Origin of the sequence: Streptomyces sp. GbtcB6 (assembly GCF_019091475.1) — a bacterium.
Lineage (GTDB): Bacteria > Actinomycetota > Actinomycetes > Streptomycetales > Streptomycetaceae > Streptomyces > Streptomyces hyaluromycini.
The window spans coordinates 118501-141692 of the sequence record NZ_JAGXJL010000012.1; the positions used below are offsets into that span (position 1 = coordinate 118501).

At 71.1% G+C, this 23192-nt stretch carries 17 protein-coding genes; 7 read left to right on the top strand and 10 right to left on the bottom strand.

Going from position 1 to position 23192, the window contains the following annotated elements:
* Positions 1-78 precede the first annotated feature (78 nt).
* Positions 79-873 carry a metal-dependent hydrolase gene (locus KVT45_RS21705; RefSeq protein ID WP_217549889.1) on the top strand — a complete coding sequence of 265 codons (795 nt, stop codon included), beginning with the start codon at positions 79-81 and terminating at the stop codon, positions 871-873.
* 41 nt (positions 874-914) lie between these two features.
* Here KVT45_RS21705 and KVT45_RS21710 read toward each other — a convergent pair whose 3' ends face one another.
* The 4 genes from KVT45_RS21710 to KVT45_RS21725 form a co-directional block, all read right to left on the bottom strand.
* On the bottom strand, positions 915-1175 hold the full coding sequence (locus KVT45_RS21710) for a type B 50S ribosomal protein L31 (protein WP_217549891.1): 261 nt from the start codon (positions 1173-1175) through the stop codon (positions 915-917).
* 45 nt (positions 1176-1220) lie between these two features.
* Positions 1221-1691, bottom strand: coding sequence for a DUF5709 domain-containing protein (locus tag KVT45_RS21715; protein WP_217549893.1), 471 nt, complete (start codon positions 1689-1691; stop codon positions 1221-1223).
* Between the two features lie 204 nt (positions 1692-1895).
* The gene (locus KVT45_RS21720) at positions 1896-3677 is read right to left on the bottom strand and encodes an ABC transporter ATP-binding protein (protein WP_217549895.1); all 1782 of its coding nucleotides are present in this window, start codon (positions 3675-3677) and stop codon (positions 1896-1898) included.
* The gene (locus KVT45_RS21725; RefSeq protein WP_217549897.1) at positions 3674-5527 is read right to left on the bottom strand and encodes an ABC transporter ATP-binding protein; all 1854 of its coding nucleotides are present in this window, start codon (positions 5525-5527) and stop codon (positions 3674-3676) included. Before KVT45_RS21725 ends, KVT45_RS21720 begins: the two co-directional genes overlap by 4 nt.
* 195 nt (positions 5528-5722) lie before the next feature.
* On the opposite strand from KVT45_RS21725, the gene KVT45_RS21730 reads away from it, so the two are divergent.
* Entirely contained in the window at positions 5723-6508 is a 786-nt protein-coding gene (locus KVT45_RS21730; protein WP_217549898.1) for a L,D-transpeptidase family protein, read from the top strand.
* Between the two features lie 24 nt (positions 6509-6532).
* Here the strand turns inward: KVT45_RS21730 and KVT45_RS21735 are convergent, their stop codons facing one another.
* Together KVT45_RS21735 and KVT45_RS21740 are read right to left on the bottom strand one after the other, a co-directional pair.
* Entirely contained in the window at positions 6533-8524 is a 1992-nt protein-coding gene (locus tag KVT45_RS21735; RefSeq protein ID WP_217549900.1) for an N-acetylmuramoyl-L-alanine amidase, read from the bottom strand.
* A 214-nt stretch (positions 8525-8738) separates the two neighbouring features.
* Positions 8739-10256 carry a M1 family metallopeptidase gene (locus KVT45_RS21740; protein ID WP_254647144.1) on the bottom strand — a complete coding sequence of 506 codons (1518 nt, stop codon included), beginning with the start codon at positions 10254-10256 and terminating at the stop codon, positions 8739-8741.
* Between the two features lie 142 nt (positions 10257-10398).
* Between KVT45_RS21740 and KVT45_RS21745 the strand changes: the two genes are divergently transcribed.
* Positions 10399-12006 (top strand): peptide-N4-asparagine amidase, encoded by a 1608-nt coding sequence (locus tag KVT45_RS21745; RefSeq protein WP_254647145.1) that lies wholly within the window; start codon positions 10399-10401, stop codon positions 12004-12006.
* A gap of 184 nt (positions 12007-12190) precedes the next feature.
* Positions 12191-13540 (top strand): cation:dicarboxylase symporter family transporter, encoded by a 1350-nt coding sequence (locus KVT45_RS21750; RefSeq protein WP_217549902.1) that lies wholly within the window; start codon positions 12191-12193, stop codon positions 13538-13540.
* A 61-nt stretch (positions 13541-13601) separates the two neighbouring features.
* Here KVT45_RS21750 and KVT45_RS21755 read toward each other — a convergent pair whose 3' ends face one another.
* Complete coding sequence (locus KVT45_RS21755) at positions 13602-14054, bottom strand: MarR family winged helix-turn-helix transcriptional regulator (protein WP_217549904.1); 453 nt, start codon at positions 14052-14054, stop codon at positions 13602-13604.
* 95 nt (positions 14055-14149) lie between these two features.
* Between KVT45_RS21755 and KVT45_RS21760 the strand changes: the two genes are divergently transcribed.
* The gene (locus KVT45_RS21760) at positions 14150-16075 is read left to right on the top strand and encodes an ABC transporter ATP-binding protein (protein WP_254647146.1); all 1926 of its coding nucleotides are present in this window, start codon (positions 14150-14152) and stop codon (positions 16073-16075) included.
* A 349-nt stretch (positions 16076-16424) separates the two neighbouring features.
* Positions 16425-17303 carry an endolytic transglycosylase MltG gene (gene mltG, locus KVT45_RS21765; protein ID WP_308310837.1) on the top strand — a complete coding sequence of 293 codons (879 nt, stop codon included), beginning with the start codon at positions 16425-16427 and terminating at the stop codon, positions 17301-17303.
* A gap of 12 nt (positions 17304-17315) precedes the next feature.
* On the opposite strand, the gene KVT45_RS21770 is transcribed toward mltG, so the two are convergent.
* Entirely contained in the window at positions 17316-18392 is a 1077-nt protein-coding gene (locus tag KVT45_RS21770) for an NAD(P)-binding domain-containing protein (RefSeq protein ID WP_217549906.1), read from the bottom strand.
* Positions 18393-18477: 85 nt separating this feature from the next.
* Here KVT45_RS21770 and KVT45_RS21775 point away from each other — a divergent pair, with 85 nt between their 5' ends.
* Positions 18478-18906 carry a secondary thiamine-phosphate synthase enzyme YjbQ gene (locus KVT45_RS21775; RefSeq protein WP_089106457.1) on the top strand — a complete coding sequence of 143 codons (429 nt, stop codon included), beginning with the start codon at positions 18478-18480 and terminating at the stop codon, positions 18904-18906.
* A 57-nt stretch (positions 18907-18963) separates the two neighbouring features.
* Here KVT45_RS21775 and KVT45_RS21780 read toward each other — a convergent pair whose 3' ends face one another.
* Positions 18964-20175: a hypothetical protein gene (locus KVT45_RS21780; protein ID WP_217549908.1), complete on the bottom strand. Its 1212-nt coding sequence runs from the start codon at positions 20173-20175 to the stop codon at positions 18964-18966.
* Entirely contained in the window at positions 20172-23180 is a 3009-nt protein-coding gene (locus KVT45_RS21785) for a DEAD/DEAH box helicase (RefSeq protein WP_217549910.1), read from the bottom strand. The genes KVT45_RS21780 and KVT45_RS21785 overlap by 4 nt, the downstream gene beginning before the upstream one ends.
* Positions 23181-23192: the final 12 nt, after the last annotated feature.

Here is a 23192-nt window from a genome sequence, read left to right on the forward strand (position 1 = left end):
ACGCTGTGTCGCCGACGGAGCGTCAACGCACCCGGTCAACTGGACAGCGGTATACGAGGAATGGGGCGGGGAACGGCCATGATGGGACCAGCACACTCACTGTCGGGGGCGGCCGCCTGGCTCGGCGTAGGAGCCGCGGCGGCGGCGACGGGGCATACGATGCCGTGGCCGGTGCTGCTGGTGGGGGCGCTGATCTGCGCCGGCGCCGCGCTCGCCCCGGACCTCGACCACAAGGCGGCGACCATCTCGCGGGCCTTCGGACCGCTGTCGCGCTGGGTCTGCGAGATCGTGGACAAGCTCTCCTACGCCGTCTACAAGGCGACCCGGATGGCGGGCGACCCGCGCCGCAACGGCGGGCACCGCACGCTGACGCACACCTGGGTGTGGGCGGCGCTGATCGGCGGGGGCTGCTCGGCCGCGGCGATCCTCGGCGGCCGCTGGGCGGTGCTGGCGATCCTCTTCGCCCACATGGTGCTGGCGATCGAGGGCCTGCTGTGGCGGGCGGCGCGCGGCTCCAGCAGCGACATCCTGGTGTGGCTGCTGGCGGCGACCAGCGCCTGGATCCTGGCCGGCGTCCTGGACAAGCCGGGCAACGGCTCGGACTGGCTGTTCACCCAGCCCGGCCAGGGGTACCTGTGGCTGGGGCTGCCGGTGGTGCTGGGGGCGCTGGTGCACGACATCGGGGACGCGCTGACCGTCTCCGGCTGCCCGGTCCTGTGGCCCATCCCGATCGGCCGCAGGCGCTGGTACCCGATCGGCCCGCCGAAGGCGATGCGCTTCCGTGCCGGCAGCTGGGTCGAGCTGAAGGTGCTCATGCCGGTGTTCATGGTGCTCGGCGGCATAGGCTGCGCGGCCGCCCTGAACGTGATCTGACCCGAGGCCCGGAAGGCCACCGACGCGGTGTGCCCCGAGGGTCAGCCCGCCTGCCCCGAGCCACTCCCGTAGCGGCGCTCGAACGCGGCGACGCGGCCCTCGGAGTCCACCGTGCGGGCCTTCCCGGTGTAGAAGGGGTGGCTCTCGGAGGAGATCTCCACGTCGACCACCGGGTAGGTCTGGCCGTCGTCCCACTCGATCGTCTGGTCGCTGGTGGCGGTGGACCGGGTCAGGAAGGCGTATCCGGCGGTGCGGTCGCGGAAGACCACGGCGTGGTAGTCGGGGTGCTTGTCCTGCTGCATGGCGGCTCCTCGAAGGACGGGGCGGGCGGGCAGGGGCGGGCTGGCTCAGCCGTAGGCGGTGTCCTCGTCGACGATGTGCATCGCGGCCTCCTCGGCGGAGGCCCCGGCGCCGTCGATGCCGATGTCGGTCGCGACCAGGCCGTTCTCGTCGTCTTCGTGCGCCCCCTCGTTCGGGGCCACGAGCCGGCCGGAGCGCAGGTCGCCGACCTCGTTGTCCAGGAGCTCGCCGTCGCTGCCCTGGCAGTCGCCGATGCCGTCGTCGTCGGGGGCGGCCAGATCGGGCAGTTCCTCGGAGAGCCGCTGGTCCAGGGTCTCGCCCCGGTGGCGCTCCGCCGCGGTCACCCCGGTGTGCTCCACCGCCCACGGCCGCTCGGGCGGGGACCAGCCACGGTCCAGGGGATCGCTGACGCCGTCGGACTCCAGCGTGTCCTCCACGTCGAGCAGCCCCGTGTCCTCACGGATCTCGGATCCGTCGGGCTGGTAGACGTCGTCCCCCCATCCGTCGGCGGTGGTCACGGCTACCTCCAGGGGGTGAGGACGCGGTCCGCGGGGCGGGCCGCCGGCACGCTCGGCACTGGTGCGCGGCGCGAACCGTACGGTTCGCGCCCGGCCCCCGAACCGGTGCCGCTCCCCAGCCTTCCACCCCTGCTCGCACCCGCGCAACGGCACGGGGCGCGACCTGCGCCGCGTACCCCGTGCCGCACCCCGTGCCACGGCCTGTCACCCGTGCCACGACCGCCACAGCGCCGCGTAGGCGCCGTCGGCCGCCACCAGCGCGTCGTGGCTGCCGAGCTCGCTGATCCGGCCGTTCTCGACCACGGCGATGACGTCCGCGTCATGGGCGGTGTGCAGCCGGTGGGCGATGGCGACCACGGTTCGGCCGTCCAGGACCCGGGCCAGCGACCGTTCCAGATGGCGGGCGGCGCGCGGGTCCAGGAGCGAGGTCGCCTCGTCCAGGACCAGCGTGTGCGGGTCGGCCAGCACCAGCCGGGCCAGCGCGATCTGCTGCGCCTGCGCCGGCGTGAGGGCGAGCCCGCCGGAGCCGACCTCGGTGTCCAGCCCCTCCTCCAGGGCCCGTGCCCAGCCGTCCGCGTCGACCGCACCGAGGGCCGCCCACAGCTCGGCGTCCTCCGCATCGGTCCGGGCGAGCAGCAGGTTGTCGCGCAGGGAGCCCACGAAGACGTGGTGCTCCTGGTTGACGAGGGCGACATGGGAACGGACCCGCTCGGCGGTCATCCGGGACAGTTCCGCGCCGCCCAGGGTGATCCGGCCGTCGCGGGGCGCGTAGATCCCGGCGAGCAGCCGGCCGAGGGTGGACTTGCCCGCACCCGAGGGGCCGACCAGGGCCAGCCGGGTGCCGGGCGCGACCTCCAGGGAGACCTGGCGCAGCACGTCGACGCCCTGCAGGTAGCCGAAGCGGACCTCGTCCGCGTGCACCTCCCGGCCGGCGGGGGCCAGCGCGGCGTCCCCGGCGTCCGGCTCGATGTCCCGGACGCCGACCAGCCGGGCCAGCGACACCTGGGCGACCTGGACCTCGTCGTACCAGCGCAGGATCAGGTTCACCGGCTCGACGAGCATCTGGGCGATGAGCGCGCCCGTCGTCAGCTGGCCGACGTCGATCCAGCCCTTGAGGACGAAGACGCCGCCGATCATCAGCACCGAGCCGAGGACCGTGGTGTGGGTGGCGTTGATCGCCGGGAACAGCACCGACCGCAGCCACAGGGTGTAGCGCTCCCACGCCGTCCACTCCTTGATCCGGCGCTCGGACAGGGCGATGCGGCGGGCGCCGAGCCGGTGCGCCTCGATGGTGTGCCCGGCGTCCACGGACTCCGCGAGGGCGGCGGCCACGGACGCGTACCCGGCGGCCTCGGAGCGGTAGCCGGAGGGTGCCCGCCGGAAGTACCAGCGGCAGACGACCACCAGGACCGGCAGGGCGAGCAGCACGGTGGCGGCCAGCGGCGGAGCCGTGACGGCGAGTCCGCCGATCAGCAGCACGACCCACACCACGCCGATCGACAGCTGCGGCACGGCCTCCCGCATGGCGTTGGCGAGCCGGTCGATGTCCGTGGTGATCCGGGACAGCAGGTCGCCCGTGCCCGCCCGCTCCAGGACGCCCGGAGGCAGCCCGACCGACCGGACGAGGAAGTCCTCGCGCAGGTCGGCCAGCATCCGCTCGCCGAGCACGGCACCCCGCAGCCGCACCTCCCGCACGAAGACGGACTGGACGGCGAGCGCGGCCACGAACAGGCCGATGGTCAGGCCCAGATGGAGGTCGCGGGCGCCGTCGGAGACCCGCTCGACGAGCCCGCCCAGCAGGTACGGGCCGGCCATGGCGGCGACGACGGCCACCGTGTTGACCGCGATGAGGAGGGAGAAGGCCCGGCGGTGCCGGCGGAACAGTTCGGCCACGTAGGCACGGACGGTCGCGGTGCGGCCGACGGGCAGGGTGGTGGCCGTCGTCGGGGCCGCCGGGTCGTACGCCGGTGGCGCCATGCCGATCATGCGCTCTCCTCGATCTCTTCCAGCGCCCTGCCGTGCAGCGCGGCTTCGTTCTCTTCCAGCGCCCTGCCTCGCGGCGCGGCTTCGTTCTCTGCGAGCGCTGCGCCCTGCAGCGTGGCTTCGTCGTCCGTCTCGCGTGTCACGACCGACCGGTACCGCCGCTCGGTGCGCACCAGTTCGCGGTGCTCGCCGATCGCCACGACCTCGCCCTCGAGGACCAGGACCACCCGGTCGGCCCGGTCGAGCAGCAGCGGCGAGGAGGTGAACACGACGGTCGTACGGCCGGACCGCAGCGCGCGGATTCCCTCCGCGATCCGGGCCTCGGTGTGCGAGTCGACGGCGGAGGTGGGTTCGTCCAGGACGAGCACCCCGGGGTCGGTGATCAGCGACCGGGCCAGCGCGAGCCGCTGGCGCTGCCCGCCCGACAGGGACCGGCCCCGCTCGGTGATCCGGGCGTCCAGCGGGTCGGTGACGTCCAGCGAGCCCTGGACCAGGGCGTCCAGGACGTCCGCGCACTGGGCGGCGGCCAGCGCGTCCTCGGCCCGCACGGTCCCGGAGGCCGGCACGTCGAGCAGTTCCCGCAGTGAACCGGAGAGCAGCACCGGGTCCTTGTCCTGGACGAGCACCGCGGTGCGGGCGGCCTCCAGGGGCAGTTCGTCGAGCGGTACGCCGCCGAGCAGTACGGAGGTGCCGGCCTCGGCGGGGTGGCCGCCCAGCCGTTCGGCGAGGAGTCCGGCCGCGTCGGGGTCGCCGCACACCACGGCGGTCAGCCGGCCCGCGGGAGCGAGCAGACCGGTGGCGGGGTCGTACAGGTCGCCGGCCGGCACGGTGTCCGCGCGCGAGCCGCCGGTGTCCGTGGCCCGGTCCAGGGAGAGCACCCGCGCCGCCCGTTTCGCCGACGGGCGTGAGAAGGAGTAGGCCATCGCGATCTCGGTGAAGTGCTGCAACGGGTAGTTGAGGATCATGACCGCGCTGTAGACGGTGACCAGTTCACCGACGGTGACACGGCCCTGCCGGGCCAGGTGGACCCCGTGCCAGACCACCGCGATCAGCAGCAGCCCGGGCAGCAGCACCTGGATCGCGGAGATCAGCGACCACATCCGGGCGCTGCGCACGGCGGCGTGCCGTACCTCCTGGGAGGCGCGGCGGTAGCGGTCGAGGAAGAGTTCCTCGCCGCCGATGCCGCGCAGCACGCGCAGTCCCGCGACGGTGTCCGAGGCCAGCTCCGTGGCCCGGCCGGCCTTGGCGCGCTGGAAGTCTGCGCGCCGGGTGGCCCGGGGCAGCAGCGGCAGCACGGACAGGGCGACCAGGGGCAGACCGGCGGCGACGACCCAGCCGAGGGCCGGCTGGTAGAAGACCAGGGCGACGCCGACCACGACGACCGTCAGCGCGGCGGCGGTGAAGCGGGAGACCGCCTCCACGAACCAGCCGATCTTCTCGACGTCGCCGGTGGAGACGGCCACCACCTCGCCGGCCGCCACCCGCCGGGTCAGCGCGGAGCCCAGCTGGGTGGCCTTGCGGGCGAGCAGCTGCTGGACCCGGGCGGCCGCGGTGATCCAGTTGGTGACGGCGGCCCGGTGCAGGAAGGTGTCGCCGACGGCGATCGCCGTGCCGCACAGCACCAGCAGACCGCCCGTCAGGGCCAGCCGGGTGCCGGAGCGGTCGACGACGGCCTGGACGGCGAGGCCCACACAGAACGGGAGCGCGGAGACGGACACGAAGTGCAGCAGTCCCCAGGCCAGTGCCTTGAGCTGCCCGCCCAGCTGATTCCGCCCCAGCCACCACAGGAACCGGGGGCCCGAACGCGCGTCCGGCACGCCCGGGTCGGAATACGGAAGATCTTGAATCTGCATGGTGTCCCAGCGGCTCGGGTCGGGGGAGGTGGCGACAAGCCGTGAAAGGTTCGCGTCGGAGCGTCGTCGAAATCAAACGGTTTTTCCTGCCGGCCGTCGAAATCCACCCTCTTCCGGCCAGGGCCTGCCGCCCAACACGCGCAGAATGTCAGAAGATTTAGTTAATTGACCGGTATGTGATGTCAGGATGGGCGGGTGCAGATCAAGAGCGTCCGGCGGGCGACCGCCACGGCGGTCCTCGGAGCCGTGCTGGCGGCCCTGAGCGCCTGCGAGGCGTCACCGAGCGGTGGCGCGAAGAACGGCCTGCCGGGGCCGCACAGCAGACCCCCGAGAGCTGCCCGAGCCGCCGGAGCGGGCCCGGCCGGGCAGCCGGACCGGACCGCGCCGGTCGGGGATCCGGGCCGGCTGCCCGGTGTCGGCGAGCAGTGGCAGGCACTGATCCCCGATCACTCCGGCCAGGTCGTCGCCGTGTACGGCGAGGGCAAGGACTCGGCCGACTCGACGGTCGTGCTGTACAACCGGCAGGCCGGCGGCTGGCAGCCGGTGGGCAGTTGGCCCGCCCACAACGGTCGGGCGGGCTGGACCACCGACCACTACACGGGTGACGGACGCAGTCCGGTCGGCGTGTTCACCGTCACCGACGCCGGCGGTGTGCTCCCCGATCCGGGCACCCGGCTCTCCTATGCCCAGGGCCGGGACCTCTACACACCCCCGCACTACTGGAGCCCGGCGTACCGGCACGACTTCGACTACGTCATCGCCATCGACTACAACCGCCTGCGGGGCACACCGCCGCACGACACCACCCACCCCTGGGGCGACGGCAGGGGCGGCGGCATCTGGTTGCACCTCGACCACGGCAGCGGCACCTCGGCGTGCATCGGCCTTCCCAGGGAGGCCATGGAGTACCTGCTCCGCACACTCGACCCGGCCCTTGAACCCGTCGTGGTGATGGGGGACAGGCCGAGCCTGCGGTCCTAGCGCGGCCCCGGGCCGCGTGCGGTGTCACTGTCCGCCCGGGCCCGCCTCCCCGCCGGACGGGCCCGCCGTGGCGGCGCCCGCGTCCACCAGGTCCACGTCGTCCGCCCGTACGTAGGCGAGCCGGTGGCCGAACTGGATCTCGTAGTACCGCTGCCGGCCCAGCACCACGGGCTGGGGCGTGTCGGAGAAGGTGGACCGGTCGACGTAGGAGCCGCCGACACCGGACTGGGTCACGTACCGCTGGCCGGCCCGCAGGCTGTACGGCAGCGGCGACTCCTCTTCCTCCTCCACTCCCTCCGGGTAGGCCTCCTCCTCCGGGAGGGCCCGCCCGAACACCGGGATCTCGTCCAGGCCTTCCTTGGGCGTCACCATGCGGCCGCGCGCACCGACGGCCGTCGGGTGCACCGCGGGGTTCTTGAACCACGCCTTGTTGCCCTGGTACCAGATCGCCGTCCACTCGCCTCTCCGGTCGGCCACGGCGAAGGTCTGGCCGGTGGAGACACGTGAACCCAGGTCGCTGACGTCTTCCGTGGACTCGTCGCCGTCCGGCCTGCGGCCCGGGTCCTGGATCAGCGGAGCGTTCTCGTCCGGCCGGGTGTACAGACGGACCGCGCTGGAGCCGTGCGGCCGGCACGGTACTCCGGCGCCGTCGCACCCCGTGTACCGCGGCTTGTGGGTGGCGTAGTCCGGCAGGATCATCACCACGGGGCTGTCCGGTCCGGCCGTGGCCTTCAACGGTGCGCCGAGCAGGTCGAAGTAATGCCGCCAGTCCCAGAACGGACCCGGGTCCTCGTGCATCTCGGGAATGCTGTCGCCGGTCGGGGACGGCACGTTGTCATGGCCGAAGATGTGCTGCCGGTCCATCGGGACGCCGTACTTCTTCGCGAGGTAGCGCACCAGCCGGGCCGAGGACCGGTACATCTGCTCCGTGTACCAGGTTCCGGGGTGGGTGAGGAAACCCTCGTGCTCGATGCCGATCGAGCGGGCGTTCACGAACTTGCTGCCGGAGTGCCAGGCCTCGTCCTTCGTTCTGACGTGCTGGGTGATGTGGCCGTCGCTGGAGCGGATCGAGTAGTGCCAGGACGCCTCGGTCGGGTCCTGCACGGTCTTGAACATGTTCGGCAGCGTCGACTCGGTGTCGTGGATGACGATGTACTCGATCCGCTGGTCCCGGGGCCGGTCGGCGAGGTCGTGGTTGCCGTAGTCGCCGTCGTCGTCGATCTCCTCGTAGGGCGCGGCGAGCCAGTCGCAGGACAGTTCGGGCGGGCACTCGACGTTCTTGGGCCGCTTGGGGGGCTGCGGGCCGGGGTGCGAGCGGACGCCGGGGGTGGCGGGGAGGGTGACCTCCTGTCCCTCCGCGGTGGTCCGGTGCGCGCCCCGGCGGATCAGGCCGAAGACGTCGTCGGCGTATGTCGTCGCCGATGTGACGTCACGGGTGCCGGGGAAACGTTCCACCGCCTGCCACCAGGCCTCCGGGTCGGCGCTGAGCGGCTTGCCGAGATGCCGTTGGGTGGCGGCCAGCAGCGCCGCGCCGCCGCGTACGTTGGCCGCGGCGTCTGTCCGCAGTTGTCCGGCGGGGACCTTGATCAGCCGTGCGGCGCGTTCCAGGTCCGCCGGCTGCACGGCGTGACCGCCCGCGGCGAACGCCGTTCCCGCCAGCGGGTCGGCCCTGCCGCCGCCCGGTTCCGGCGGGCCGGGTGCCGGTGCCGGGGCGTCGGTGCGGTCGGTGTCCACCAGGTGCATCGGACCGTAGCCACCCGCGACGCTGGGGGTGCCGGGGTGGGTGTCCCAGCGCGACTGCATGTAGGACACACTCATGAGCACACTGCGCGGCACGTGGAACTCGCGCGCGGCGTCCGTGAAGGCGTTCTGCAGACGCTGGTCCTCGGCCTCGTCGGCGCCGGACGCCGGGAGGATCAGCAGGGGTGGCAGCAGCGCGGCCGTCGCGATCAGGCAGGCCGTCAGGCGGCAGGTCCGGAGGGCACTGGGCACACGTGGAGCGACAGTTCTTCTCATACCAGAGGGTCTCCAACCGCTTGCTGAGGGTCACCGAGCACGCTCGTCGCAATCAGGGCAAGGGGGTTGCCCTTCACATCGCCCCTCGTACGTTTCCGTGCCCGGCGCGGCACGGCGCGCCGAACGTCGACCGGGTGGCCCAGCGTTCCGGCAGAGGCCACCCGGTCGGCGGGCATGGGCTCGGCATCCGGCGGCGGCCGCACACCGTGCGGGCTCAGTCCTCGACCGGGTCCACGTGCCAGTCGGGGTGGCCCGGCATCGGCGGCGTGTCGGGCCCGTACAGCCACGGCGTCAGAAAGGGCGTCAGATCCTCGCCCGCGACCTCGGAGGCGAGCGCGACGAAGTCCCGGGTACCGGCCGCGCGCCCCCGGTACCGCGTCACCCAGGTGCGTTCGATCCGGTCGAACGTGTCGTCACCGACCTTCTCCCGCAGGGCGTACAGCACCAGCGCCGAGCCGTCGTAGCGCATCACCTTGAACAGCGTCGGCTCCGTGGGCTCGGCCGGGGCTCCGTCGTCGTGGCGCCACTGGTCGTGCTGCTCGTAAGCCGCCCGCATGGCGTCCTCCATGCTCACGCCGCCGTGCTCGGCGGAGTACAGCCGTTCGTAGAAACGGGCATGACCCTCGCTCAGCCACAGGTCGGACCAGCGCCTGATGGCGACGCTGTCACCCGTCCAATGGTGGGTCAGCTCGTGCACGAGGTTGCGTTCGGCGTCGACCCGGTCGCCCAGCAGGTCGTCCTTCGGTACGACGGACAGCGACTGCGTCTCCAGCGCGACCGGCAGGTCGGTGTCGCCGACGAGTACGCCGTAGCGGCGGAACGGATACGGGCCGAGGCGCTGTTCCAGCCAGGCCAGGTGCTGCGGGGTGAGCGAGCGGTCGGCCTCGGTGTCCGTGACCAGGCCGTCGGGGACCACGTCGCGCACGGGCAGACCGTGCGGCCCCTTGCTGTCGACGAAGGCGAACTTCCCGATCGCCATCTGGACCAGCTGTGCCGCGATGGGCTCCTCGGAGTCGTACGTCCACCGGACCCGTCCGCCGGGTCGGCCGGCGCGGTCGACGAGCCGGCCGTTGGCCACCGCGTTCACACCCGGCGGGGTGGTGATCCGGAAGGTGACGGGGGCCCGCAGGCTGGGGTGGTCGTTCACCGGGAAGACCATCTTGGCGCCGTCGGGCTGAGCGCAGATCAGCGTGCCGTCGGGGGTGGGCACCCAGCCGTACTCACGGATCGCGTCGCTTCGCCGCCGTCGCTGGGTGGGGTCGGCGGTGTAGGCGACGCGGACGGTGAACGTGCTGCCGCGCCGGATCGGCCGTGCGGGTGTGACGACGAGTTCGTCGCCGTCGCGTACGGCGGCGGCCGGCGTGCCGTCGACGGTGACCCGGTGCAGCGTGTTGCCGGCGAAGTCCAGGTCGAAGCGGGACAGCGCCTGCGTGGCGGTGGCGCTGATGGTGGTACCGGCCGGGAAGGGCGTCTCGGGGGCCCGCCAGTCGAGGTCGAGCGTGTAACGGCGGACCGTGTAGCCGCCGTTGCCGTCCAGCGGCATGAGCGGGTCGCCGATGCCGGCTGCGCCGGGGGTCGGGGCGGGGCCGGACGCGGCCGCCGAGGCGCCGAGGGCGGCGGCGCCCTGGCCCCGATGCGGGACACCGGCGGAACAGCCGGTGCCGGTGAGCGCGACGGCGCCCGTGAGCGCGAGGGCGGCGCGCAGGGCGTGACGAGCGGTCATGATCTCCATGACAGCCACTGTGGCGGTTTGATCCGCTTGTAGCATCATATGTGCCCAAGGTGTGCGATCGCTCGGTCGGGTGGCCGGCCGAGCGGCCGTCGACCGGTCCGGCCATTGCGGTGGGTGGTCAACTCCCCGTAGAACACCGGCCATGAGAAAACGGATCGTCATGTCCATGCTCGCCGGAGCGACCCTCCTGGCGAGCGCGCTCCTCGGTACGGGTGCTCCCGCCGCCCGTGCCGCCGACGTCCCGGCCGAGTTCGGCACCGACTGGCACGACCCGGTGACCGCGGCCCCGCCGGTGTCCGTGCCCAAGGAGGCCAAGTCCTGCCAAGTCACCCTGGCAGAGGCCCAGTTCCGCGACTTCACCCCGTACCGGGGAACGTACACGCCCCCGCAGGGCTGCGGCGACCGCTGGAGCAAGGTCGTCCTGCGGCTGGACGGCAAGGTGAAGGGCCGTCAGTACGACCGACTGGGCTATCTGCACGTCGGCGGCGTCGAGGTGCTGCGCACCTCCACCCCCGAGCCCTCGCCGGACGGCATCGAGTGGCACGTGGAGAAGGACGTCACCCGCTACAGCGACACCTTCCGCTCCACGCAGGACGTCGAGATGCTCATCGGCAACGTTGTCGACGACACCTACACCGGCGTCATCGACGTCAAGGCCACCCTCACCTTCTACGCGGGACGCCCCGAGGCCTCGGTCCCCGACAAGGTGCTCACCCTGGCCGACGGCACCACCCTCACCACCCCGCGCAACAGCGAACGCATCGTCGCCGAGGTGTACGCCACCGGATCCGGCGGCGGCTGCGAGGAGTTCTGGTACCTGACCGTGGCCGACCCGGCGTCCTACTCCTGCAAGGCGGACAAGGGGCCCTACCGGGAGGTGCAGATCAAGGTCGACGGCCAACTGGCCGGCATCGCCGCGCCGTTCCCGAACGTGTGGACCGGCGGCTGGTCCAACCCGTTCCTCTGGTACGTCGTTCCGGGCCCGCGCGCCTTCGATGTCAAGCCGATCGAATACGACCTGACGCCGTTCGCCGGGCTCCTGAACGACGGCCGCCCGCACAGCGTCGAGGTCTCGGTCGCCGGCGTGCCCGAGGGGCAGTCCGGCTGGAGCGCCCCCGTGAACGTCCTGGTGTGGCAGGACGCCCACCGGGCCCACGTGACCGGGAAGGTCACCGAGGTCAAGGCGTCCGAACCGGCCAACTCCTCCGTCTACACACCCGGTTCCGGCGAGTACCGGGTCGACACCGACGCCGGGCACCGGCTCACCGTCGCCGGATACGTCGACACCTCGCACGGCCGGGTGACCACCACCGTCGGCCGCACGCTGGCCAACACCTCCGTGCACCGCTGGAACGACGGCGAGACGACGGACGCGCTCGACGCCACCTGGACGGACGACCAGAGCGTCACGGTCAGGGCGGGCGGGGCGCCCCGGACGACCCGCACCGACCGCACGTACACCATGAGCGGCGCCATCACCGTCGGCACGGACGACCGGCTGCGCACCGTCCTCACACTCGGGGACCGGGCGGCGGTGACCGAGGCGCGAGGCGGCCGGCGCACCGGCTGGTCACGGCTCGACGACACCTACAGCGGCGACGCGACGTACACCCTGAACGTGCCGCGCGACCAGCGGCACGCGGTCGGCAGGTCGAGCGAGCGCTACCGGCTGTACGGCTCGGACGGCTGCTACGACCGCTCGCTGGCCACCGAACAGGGGGTGCTGACGGTGGACCGCAGCGGCTGCTGAGCGGCGGCTGCTGCTGAGCCGAGTCGTGTGCGATGCGTCACTCGGTCCGTGATTTACACGGCCGTGACACGGCGGTCTCAGACGGGATCAAGAAAACCTCCAGAGTGATCGACACGGAAGACACTTTCCGTATCGCAGAAGTCCCGCTCGGCTTCCGCGAGTCGAACCCCCACAAGGAGTGCCCGTGCCGCCGTCCGTCCCGTCCCTCCCGCGACGCGTCGCACGCATACTGCGTACCTCTCTCTTCGCGCAGGTCGCCTGCGCGCTCGTGCTCGGAATCGTCGTCGGGCGGCTGTGGCCCGGCTTCGCCTCGGACCTGCAGCCGCTCGGCGACGGTTTCACCCGGCTCATCAAGACGATCATCTCCCCGCTCGTCTTCTGCGTGGTCGTCGTCGGCATCGCCAAGGCCGGTGATCTGAAGGCCTTCGGGCGGATCGGGCTCAAGGCCTTGATCTGGTTCGAGGTGGCGAGCACGCTCGCGCTGGTCATCGGGCTCGTCGCCGCCAACGTGGTCCAGCCCGGTTCCGGGATGCACGTCGATCCGGCCACGCTGAGCGCCAAGGCGGTCGACGCGAAGACGGGCGGCGGCTCGCTGCCGTCGACGACCGAGTTCGTGCTCAACGCCCTGCCCACCAGTTTCATAGGCGCCTTCGCCGAGAACTCCCTGCTCCAAGTGCTCGTCCTGGCCTGTCTGGTGGGCGCGGCCCTGCTCCACCTCGGCCACACCAGGGTGCCGCAGGTACTCCCCGCCATCGAGCAGGCCCAGGAGATCATCTTCGCGATCGTCGGCTTCGTGATGCGCCTCGCCCCGATCGCCGTCTTCGGTGCGATGGCCGTCCTGATCGGCCAGTACGGACTCGGCGTCATCGAGACCTACGCCAAGCTGATCGTCCTGTGCTACGCGGCCGCCGCGCTCTTCATCGCCCTGCTGGCGGTCGCCCTGAGGGCCGTCACCGGGCTCAGCCTCTGGAAGTTCGTCCGCTACATCCGCGAGGAGCTGCTGCTCGCCCTGGGCACCGCCTCCACGGAGTCCGTGCTGCCGCGCGTCATGCAGAAGCTGCGCAAGGCGGGTGCCCGGGACGACGCGGTCGGCCTGGTGCTGCCCACCGGCTACTCCTTCAACCTCGACGGCGCCTCGCTCTACCTCTCCATCGGCACCCTGTTCATCGCCCAGGCCGTGGGCGTCGACCTGAGCCTCGGTCAGCAGATCACCGTCGTCCTGGTGCTGATGCTCACCAGCAAGGGCATGGCCGGCATCCCCGGTTCGGCGTTCCTCGCGCTGTCCGCGACCGCCTCCTCGCTCGGGGCCATCCCGGCCGGTGCCGTCGCCCTGCTGCTCGGCGTCGACCGCATCATGGACTCGATGCGCGTCGTCACCAACCTGCTCGGCAACTGCGTCGCCGTCTTCGCGGTCTCCCGCTGGGAGGGCGCGCTGGACGTGGAGCGGGCCAAGCAGGTGCTGGGCGGTGCGGCCCAGGCGGTGCAGGAGGAGGTCGCCGAGGAGCCGGCCAAGGAGCCGGTGCCCGAAAGCTGAAGCCGACCGTGAGGCGAGAAGCGGCTCCCCCTCGCAGCAGGGGGAGCCGCTCGGGCATGTCTCAGCAGTGCTTCGCCGTCACCGGCCCGTCGACCAGGGTGTCCAGCAGCCCGCCCAGCACCACCCGCTGCTCCTCCGAGAGCGGGGCCAGGATCTCCTCGGCCGCCGACCTCCGTGCCGCCCGCAGTTCGCGCAGGGTCTCGCGCCCCTCGTCCGTGATCTCGATCCGGGTCACCCGGCGGTTCGTCGGATCCGGCACCCGGCACACCTTGCCGCTCGACTCAAGGCCGTCGACCAGCGTCGTCACCGCGCGCGGCACCACCTCCAGGCGTGCGGCGAGGTCGGCCATGCGCGGGGGAGTGTCGTAGTGCGCGAGGGTGCGCAGCAGCCGAGACTGGGCTGGGGTGACGCCCAGATCGCGCGCTTCCAAATGGCGCTTCTGGATACGCCACATCCGGCGCGTGAGGCGTAGCAACTGCTCGGCGAGCGGGCCGTCGGGGTCGGGGGTGCTCATACGGGAACAATATCAGGACTATGTTCATTGTGAGTATAGGTAACAGTGAGCTATCCTCCGTGAGTCCGTACACACCACACCCATCCGTAGGAGCCATGCCCCGAGACGAGATCAACTGGACCCCCGACGGCGCTTCGGCCGGGCAACCCCGCCAGGTACGCCGCATTCTCAAGCTCTTCCGTCCCTACCGCGGCCGGCTCGCGATCGTCGGCCTGCTGGTCGGCGCCGCCTCGCTGGTCTCGGTCGCCACTCCGTTCCTTCTCAAGGCGACCCTCGACACCGCGATCCCGCAGGGCCGCACCGGACTGCTCAGCCTGCTCGCGCTGGGCATGATCGCCAGTGCCGTCCTCACCAGCGTCTTCGGCGTCCTGCAGACGCTGATATCCACCACCGTCGGCCAGCGCGTCATGCACGACCTGCGCACCGCCGTCTACGGCCGGCTGCAGCGCATGTCGCTCGCCTTCTTCACCCGCACCCGCACCGGCGAGGTGCAGTCCCGCATCGCCAACGACATCGGCGGCATGCAGGCCACCGTCACCTCGACGGCCACCTCCCTGGTCTCCAACCTCACCAGCGTCGTCGCCACCATCGTCGCGATGATCGCCCTCGACTGGCGGCTCACCATCGTCTCGATGGTCCTGCTCCCGCTCTTCGTGTGGATCAGCCGCCGGGTCGGCAACGAGCGCAAGAAGATCACCACCCAACGCCAGAAGCAGATGGCCGCGATGGCCGCCACGGTCACCGAGTCCCTCTCCGTCAGCGGCATCCTGCTCGGCCGCACCATGGGCCGCGCCGACTCGCTGACCGCCTCCTTCTCCGAGGAGTCCGAGCAACTGGTCGACCTGGAAGTGAAGTCGAACATGGCCGGCCGCTGGCGCATGGCCGTGATCACGATCGTGATGGCCGCGATGCCCGCCGTCATCTACTGGACCGCCGGCATGGCCCTCCAGGCGGGCGGCCCGCAGATCTCGCTCGGCACCATCGTCGCCTTCGTCTCCCTCCAGCAGGGCCTGTTCCGGCCCGCCGTGAGCCTGCTGGCGACCGGCGTCCAGATCCAGACCTCCCTCGCTCTCTTCCAGCGCATCTTCGAGTACCTCGACCTGCCCATCGACATCACCGAACGGGACGAGCCGGTCCACCTCGACCGGGTGAAGGGCGAGGTCCGCTTCGAGGGCGTCGAGTTCCGGTACGACAGGCACAACGACAAGGTGGGCCCCGTCCTCGACGGCATCGACATCACCGTCCCGGCCGGCGCCAGCCTGGCGGTCGTCGGCCCGACCGGCGCAGGCAAGTCCACGCTCGGCTACCTGGTTCCCCGGCTCTACGACGTCACGGGAGGCCGGGTCACCCTGGACGGCGTCGACGTCCGTGACCTCGACTTCGACACCCTCGCCCGCGCGGTCGGCGTCGTCTCCCAGGAGACGTACCTGTTCCACGCCTCGGTCGCCGACAACCTGCGCTTCGCCAAGCCGGACGCCACCGACGAGGAGTTGCACGCGGCCGCCCGTGCGGCCCAGATTCACGACCACATCGCCTCGCTGCCCGACGGCTACGACACCGTCGTCGGCGAGCGCGGACACCGCTTCTCGGGCGGTGAGAAGCAGCGGCTGGCCATCGCGCGCACCATCCTGCGCGACCCGCCGGTCCTCATCCTCGACGAGGCGACCAGCGCCCTGGACACCCGCACCGAACACGCGGTCCAGGACGCGATCGACGCGCTGTCGGCCAACCGGACGACCGTCACCATCGCCCACCGGCTGTCCACGATCCAGGGCGCCGACCAGATCGTCGTCCTCGACTCCGGACACGTGGCCGAACGGGGCACGCACGAGGAACTGCTGGAACTCGACGGCCGGTACGCGGCACTGGTACGCCGGGACGCCCGGCTGGAGACGGCGGTCGAGCCGGCAGTCGAGCCGGCCGGATCCGGCGGCGAGGCGACCCAGTGGGAGACGGCCCTGCGGCCGGTGCACAGGCGGGGCGACCGGGGACGCAGGCACGCGACACCGCCGACGAGCTGAGGCCGGCGGCTGAAGCCGACGGGCGGCGGTCGGCCAACCGGGGCCGGCCCGACCGAGGCCGGCCGGCGAAGTCGACCCACAGCAGCCGCTCCGCCCCGGCCGACCGAAGCCGCTTTGCCCCGGCCCACCGGTGGAGGCCGATCCATCTCGGCTGCTTCACCTCGTTCGACCCACCTCGTTGGATCAACCTCGGCCGCTTCATCTCGGTCGCTTCACCTTGTTGGACCCGCCCAAGCTGACAAATTGAGGTCGACAAGCTGAAGATATGTCGGGTTTGTGGCGTTATGCGGGCTAACGTGCCCGCATGCACATGAACACTCCGCCACGGGACCCGGGCCGACGGACGGCCGTGAGCCGAGGCGCCTCGAGCCGTGGAACGACGACGCGTGGGAAGGCGATCCGGCTGACCCGCCGCGGCAGGATCGTCCTCGGCGTGACCGGTGCCGTCGTCGCCGGCGCCGCGGTGGCGGTGCCCCTGCTGTCCCTGGCCGGCCGTGCGGCCGCGTCCGACACCCTGGTCATCCCGGAGGGCTGGCGGGCGTCCCAGATCTACGACGCCGTCGACAAGGCCCTCGCCCTCCCCGCCGGCAGCACCAAGAGTTCCCTCGGCACCGCGGACCTGAAGCTTCCCGGCGACGCCGGGGGCAACCCCGAGGGCTATCTCTTCCCGGCCACCTATCCCCTGGAGAAGGACGCGACCCCGCAGTCGGTGCTGCGGTTCATGGTCGACACCGCCAACAAGAGGTTCGGCGGGGCACCCGTCGCGGCAGGCGCCCAGCGCGACGCGATGAACGGCTACCAGGCGGTGACCATCGCCAGCATCGTCCAGGCCGAGGCCGTAGGTAAGGCTGACATGGGCAAGGTGGCGCGGGTCGTCCTCAACCGGCTGCAGCGCGGCATGCCGCTCCAGATGGACTCCACCCTCAACTACGCCCTCAACCGCAGCACCCTCAACACCACGGTGAGCGACACCCGCATCGAGAACCCGTACAACTCCTACCAGCGCATGGGACTGCCGCCCACGCCGATCGACAACCCGGGCGTGGACGCGTTGCGTGCCGCGCTGAACCCGACACCGGGCAACTGGCTGTACTTCGTCACGGTCAAGCGGGGGGACACGAGGTTCACCGCCGACTACGCCGAACACCAGCGCAACGTCGCCGACTTCAACGCCGCACAGAACAGCAAGGCCCAGCGGTCGCCGCAGGTCTCGCGGCCGCCGCGCTGAGCCGCCGGTGCGTCACGCGGCGACCGGTTCCCCGGCCAGCAGCCGCCTGATGTCCCGTACGGCCTCGCGCCCCGCGCGGTTGGCACCGATGGTGCTGGCCGACGGGCCGTAGCCGACGAGGTGGACGCGCGGATCGGCGACCGCGCGGGTCCCCTCGACCCTGATCCCGCCGCCCGGCTCGCGCAGCCGCAGCGGCACCAGGTGGTCCAGGGCGGCACGGAATCCGGTGGCCCAGAGGATGACATCGGCGTCGACGCGCCGCCCGTCGTTCCACTCCACCCCGTCGGGGGTGATCCGGTCGAACATCGGCCGCCGGTCCAGGACTCCGTCCTCCAGGCCCTGCCGGATCGCGTCGTTGAGGGGCAGCCCGGTGACCGAGACCACGCTCCGCGGCGGCAGCCCCTGCCGTACCCGCTCCTCAACCAGCGCCACCGCGGCCCGTCCCGCGCCCTCGTCGAAGGGTCCCTCACGGAAGACCGGCGGTCGCCGGGTGACCCAGGTGGTGGCGGCCGCGTACGGGGCGAGCTCCAGCAGATGCTGGGTGCCGGAGGCCCCGCCGCCGACGACCACGACCCGCTTGCCGGCGAACTCCTCGGGCCCGGCGTACTGCGCGGTGTGCAACTGCCGCCCGCGGAAGGTCTCCTGGCCCGGGTAGCGCGGCCAGAACGGCCGGTCCCAGGTGCCGGTGGCGTTGATCAGCGCCCGCGTCGACCAGTCGCCCCGGTCGGTCTGCACGAGCAGCCGCCCGCCCTCGCCCTCGCGCACCGCGCGGACGTCGACGGGGCGGTGCACCCGCAGGTCGAAGGTGCGCTCGTAGTCCGCGAAGTACTCGCCGATGACCTCGGCGGACGGCCGCGCCGGGTCGGCCCCGGTCAGCTCCATGCCCGGGAGTGCGTGCATCCCGTGCACCTTGCCGTACGTCAGGGACGGCCACCGGAACTGCCAGGCACCGCCCGGCGCGGGGGCGTGGTCGAGCACCACGAAGTCGCGGTCCGGCTCGAAGCCGGTGCGCCGCAGGTGATAGGCGCTGGACAGGCCTGCCTGACCAGCGCCGATGACGACTACCTCGACCTCACGCGCATTGTTCACGCTTCTACCAACAGCGGGGACGGCCGTGGATCTTCCCGGCCCGGCCGCTCGCACGCCTCCCGGGCGCATAGGCCACGATGGAGGCATGTCGGATGCCTTCACCACACGAGAGCTCGATGTCGCCACCGGGAGCCGGGAGCGGGTCGTCGACCTGACCGGCGACTGCGAGGCCTTCCTCCGCGAGGCCGCGGCCGGCCGCGACGGCCTGCTCAACATCTTCACCCCGCACGCGACGGCCGGCATCGCGGTCATCGAGACCGGCGCCGGCAGCGACGACGACCTGCTGGCCGCCCTGCACACCCTGCTCCCCGCCGACGACCGCTGGCAGCACCGGCACGGCAGCCCCGGCCACGGCCGCGACCACGTCCTACCGGCGATCGTCCCCCCGCACGCCACCCTCCCGGTGATCAACGGCCGCCTGGCACTGGGCACCTGGCAGTCGGTGTGCCTGGTCGATACGAACAGGGACAATCCACAGCGAAAGGTGCGCGTTACCTTTCTTGCGGGGGCGTGACCTTGTCTCTGATCGGCTCGCATCCGGCAAGCAGGAGCTGGCCGGTGTTGATTGGTTTCATTCGCTTACCAGCCGGGCCAATTGAGCCTCGAGGCCGCTGAGCCCCGTCTTCTCTGCGCCGGCGCGGAGCCGGGACAGTTCGGGGACCTCCAGGCGCAATTGACGGGCCAGGCGAGTGACAAGTTCCTCCGCTTCCTGCCGAGTGACCTTCCGACGTGAGCCCATACGTTGGTCCAGGCGGACAAGGAGAGCGAGCTTGCGTGGTGTCTCCTCCGGGCACCACACGCGGAAGAATCGGCTGCCCGCCATGCGGTAGCTGCCGATACGGGATACCGGGATCCCCTCCTCACCGAAGGCGCTGGCGGGCAGCGAGACCGACCATGTGCCGTCGTCGTCCTGTTCCGGGGCGACAGAGTCGAGGCCCTGCTCGCGGAGCCACCTCCGGGCGGACCGCATGACGCGCTCGTCCGCCTCCTCTCCCGTCTCTTCGTTGTCGAGAGCGTTGATCAGCTCTGGAGTACGGGTGCACAGCTCGCTGAGCTCCGGGTCGGGGGCGGTCCCCGCCTCGGCCTGGCCGTAGACCAGGAGCCCCTTCCGGCCGCGCACCACGTAGACGGGCAGGTGGACGACTGTCTCCTCCAGGCTCTCCAGCGCGTCCAGAGCGACGGGCAGATTGAACCGGGCCCGGTCCTTTCGGTCTTTCAGGCGGTCCAGGGCTGAGCGGTCGAAGCCGGATGCCACGGTGATGGGGGTGAAGCGCGGGTAGTGGTCGCTTCGTGTCACCCTGGCCAGTTCGTGGGCGGGCAGAAGGGTCACGACCTCTTCGTCGTAGTGGACTCGCGTCAGCGGCGTGCAGTTCAGTGCCTCGAAGTACAGTTTGCGGCGGTCCTGACGGGTGACCACGTAGCGGATGTCGTCGTCCACGGATCGCTGCCCGAGCGGCGTCAGGGACAGCCGCCCTCCGGTCTCCTCTCGCAGGTGCCCGATCGCGGCCAGGAAGCGCACGGCCTGCGCTACCAAGGCCTGGTCCAGGGCGAAGAACATGGCGAGTTCGTCCACGGTGTGCAGGGCGCCGTGGCGCAGCCCGCGCTCCAGGAAGCGGTCGATGAGGAAGAAGTCCTCGCCCTCGGTGACATCGGCGCGGATCTCCACCTGCCAGACGGGCAACAGCAGAGCGTAGAGCCGGGTGGGTTCGATGCCCTGGCCGAATGCGGCGTCCTCCAGGACTCGCTCTTCGGGGAAGTTCATCAGGCGGGGAGCGGTCGTCACGGGCGGCCTCCTTCCGCGTGTGGGTCGGCGGCTTCGCCTGTGTCCGGGGCGGCTTTGGCAAGGGTCGCCATGACATCCCAGTAGTCCCTCAGGTCGCCGCGGTCGAGCAGATACTGGTGCAGGTCGTCGATGAGTGTGCGGAAGCCTGGATCGTTGGCACGGATCAGAGTGCTCAGGTCGCCCGTGAGGACCAGTTGGCTCTTGGCGCGAGTGAAGGCGACGTTGGCTCGGCGCAGCTCCTTGAGAAAGCCGATCCGTCCTTCGGGGTTGCTGCGCGTGAAGCCGTACAGGACGACGTCGCGCTCCCCGCCCTGGTAGGAGTCGACGCTGCCGACCGAGGCGTCCGCAAGCTGGGAATCACCGATCAGCGGGGTCAGGTGGCGAACGACCTCCAGGCGCTGGGCGAGGTAGGGGACGATCACCACCCACTCGGAACCCCGGCGGTGGTAGAAGGCGGCGAGCCTGGCCAGGAGACGTGCTTCACAGGTGTTGAAGGGGCCCTTGCGGCCGCGGCCCTCGGCGCGATGGCCCCCCGATTCACGACGTACGCGGTCAGGCAACGCGGCGGTGTCCACGAAGGCCATCGGGCTCGCGAACAAGGGGTCGGTGTGCCGGTGGTCCTTCTCGGTGAGCAGTTCACCCCGGTAGAAGGCAGCCGAAATGAAGTCGGCGATCTCGGCGGGCATCCGGCGCTGGCGGGTCAGCTGCACGACATGCGAGGAGGGCAGTCCGGCGCGCAAGCGTTCCAAGGCGCTCTGAGACATCAACCGGACAAGTTCGGGGTCGTCGATGGCTTGGGCCCACTCATCCACCTCGGGGTCGCGGAAGGGAGGCAGCTGCCGGTCGTCACCGACCAGAACACCACGGCGAACCAGGCTCAGCGGGACCAGTGTGTCCGCGACGCCGATTTGGCCGGCCTCGTCGACGATTCCCAAATCGAACTCGACACCGGACAGTTCAGCGCGGGATGCGGCGCCTATGCAGGTGGCCCCGACCACCTGAGCGTAGCGGACGAGTTCGGGCACCAGCTGGCCCGGGTCCTGGCCGATGGCGGCCTGCCACTGCCGGGTGAGTTCCTCGCGTTGCGAGAGGACCGGTAGCCACGCCTCCAACTGCCGGTGCAGGGTGTGCAGCGCGGCTGTCGCATCGGCCGGATCCCGCAGGCGAGCCGGCGCGGGTACGCCCGGTACGCCTGCGCCCAGCGCGTGGACAGCCATGTCGGCGGCTTCATAGGCAGATTGAAGGCTCTCGCCGATCCGAAGTTCTGTCACCTGATGTGTGGTACGGGCCGCGCTGACAGCGGCGTCCTCGCGGACTGCACGCTCCGCCTCGGTGACCGCCGCTTCTGCCTGCTGGCGCAGGTCGGGTCCGAGTACGTTGAGCCGCTGAATCTCGGCTACCACCGTGGTGAGCTCCTCGCCCCGGCGGCGAGCCCGGGAGCGGTGCAGCCGACCGGTGAAGAAGGCGTTCGAGCGCGACTGCTCGGACCCTACTTTCTCCTGGAGCCACGAGGCACGGTCGATCAGAGACTGCAGGGCCGACTCCCGTTCACCCTCCTTGTGCTGGAGTGCCGCCAACCGTGCCTGGGCCGGTGCGACGGCCGTTTGGATCGCATCCTGCAGACGCAGGGCCGCGATCTTCGCTTCCTGGACCAGGTCGTCGACCTGGTGAACTCGAGTGGCAAGTTCGGCTGTCCACGGCTCGGCAGCCGCTGCCTCTCGGTAGGCCTGTGCACGCCGGGTCATGGCGTGTCGGATGCCTTCGGAGAGGTTCTCCGACTGTTCCTCCAAGAGCAACGGTTTCACATCGGCGTGGACCTTGCTCTCGTCTCCTACCCGTATCACCACGAGATCCCGTGGCAGGCGGGCCAGAACGTTGTCCACGGCGCGATTGGTGTGGGAGGTGACGAGGACCCGGCCACTGCCGACGGTGGCCGTCGTCGCGGCGGTATGGGCGATCTCGGTGATGGTGCGGGTCTTGCCGGTGCCGGGAGGGCCGAGCACCACCAGCAGGTCCTCGGTGGTCAACGCCTTGCGGAACGCGTCGAGTTGCTCGGGATCAAGTTCCTCATGCGGCTGTGCGGTGCTGGTTGGGATCGTGCGCACGCGGTGCTCGACCACTGCCGGGAGGAGGCCCGCGTTCCTGGTGCTCCACGTGCGGAGGCTCGCCACGGCCTGTCGCTGTTTGTTGAAGATCACGCTGTTCGGGATGAGTTCCAGAGCGCCGCGTGCCGGCAGCCGCTCCCACGACACGGGTTGATCGAAGCGGACGGTGACGGAACGCTCCGCCGCCCGGTTGACCTTCCCACGGGTCTCTGTGTCGCCCTGTACGCGGACGAAGGCGCCGACCTGCGGTGACTCCGGGCCGATGAGGTGGAATTCGTAGACTGACTGCGGAGTGCTGCCGCGCTTGCCACCTGTGGCTGTGAGGCGCTGATAAGGGAATGGGGCGGCCTCGCGCTCTTCCCGGGTGGTGATCTCCTCGGTCGCGTCGATCAGCCGCTCCAACGTGTCGAGGAACTCCGACTCGGCTTCGCTGACGACGGAAGGTGCTTCTCGCGTCTGAGCCTGCGCCTCGCCGAGACCCTGCCAGGCCTTTTCAAGATCCTGCCACTGGGCATCCGAGCCCTCGGGCACGGCCCTCAGTTCGAACACCATCTTCCAGGCAGGCGGGCGCACCAGGAGACAGGATCGGGCAAGACGTGCATGGTCGGCGAGGCGGAGCGGATCGATGTGCTTGACGAAGTAGCCGGTACCTCGGTTCGTGGCCTCGAGGCGCAAGCGATACGTACGCGTGTGAACCAGCAAGGATGGTTTGTACTTGCCGTTTGCCGGGCTGACGCTCACGGCGGCGCCGCCGTCGAGCTGGTTCAGATCGTGGACGATCTGCGAGACGTCGGGCGGCAGACCGGCGCTGGACTCAGCCTTTGTACGGAGCTGTTCGTCAAGGCCCAGCCCCGGGACGAGCACCAGTGGAGCGCGTAAGGCGACGGTGGCGATGGACATCGGTAACGCTCC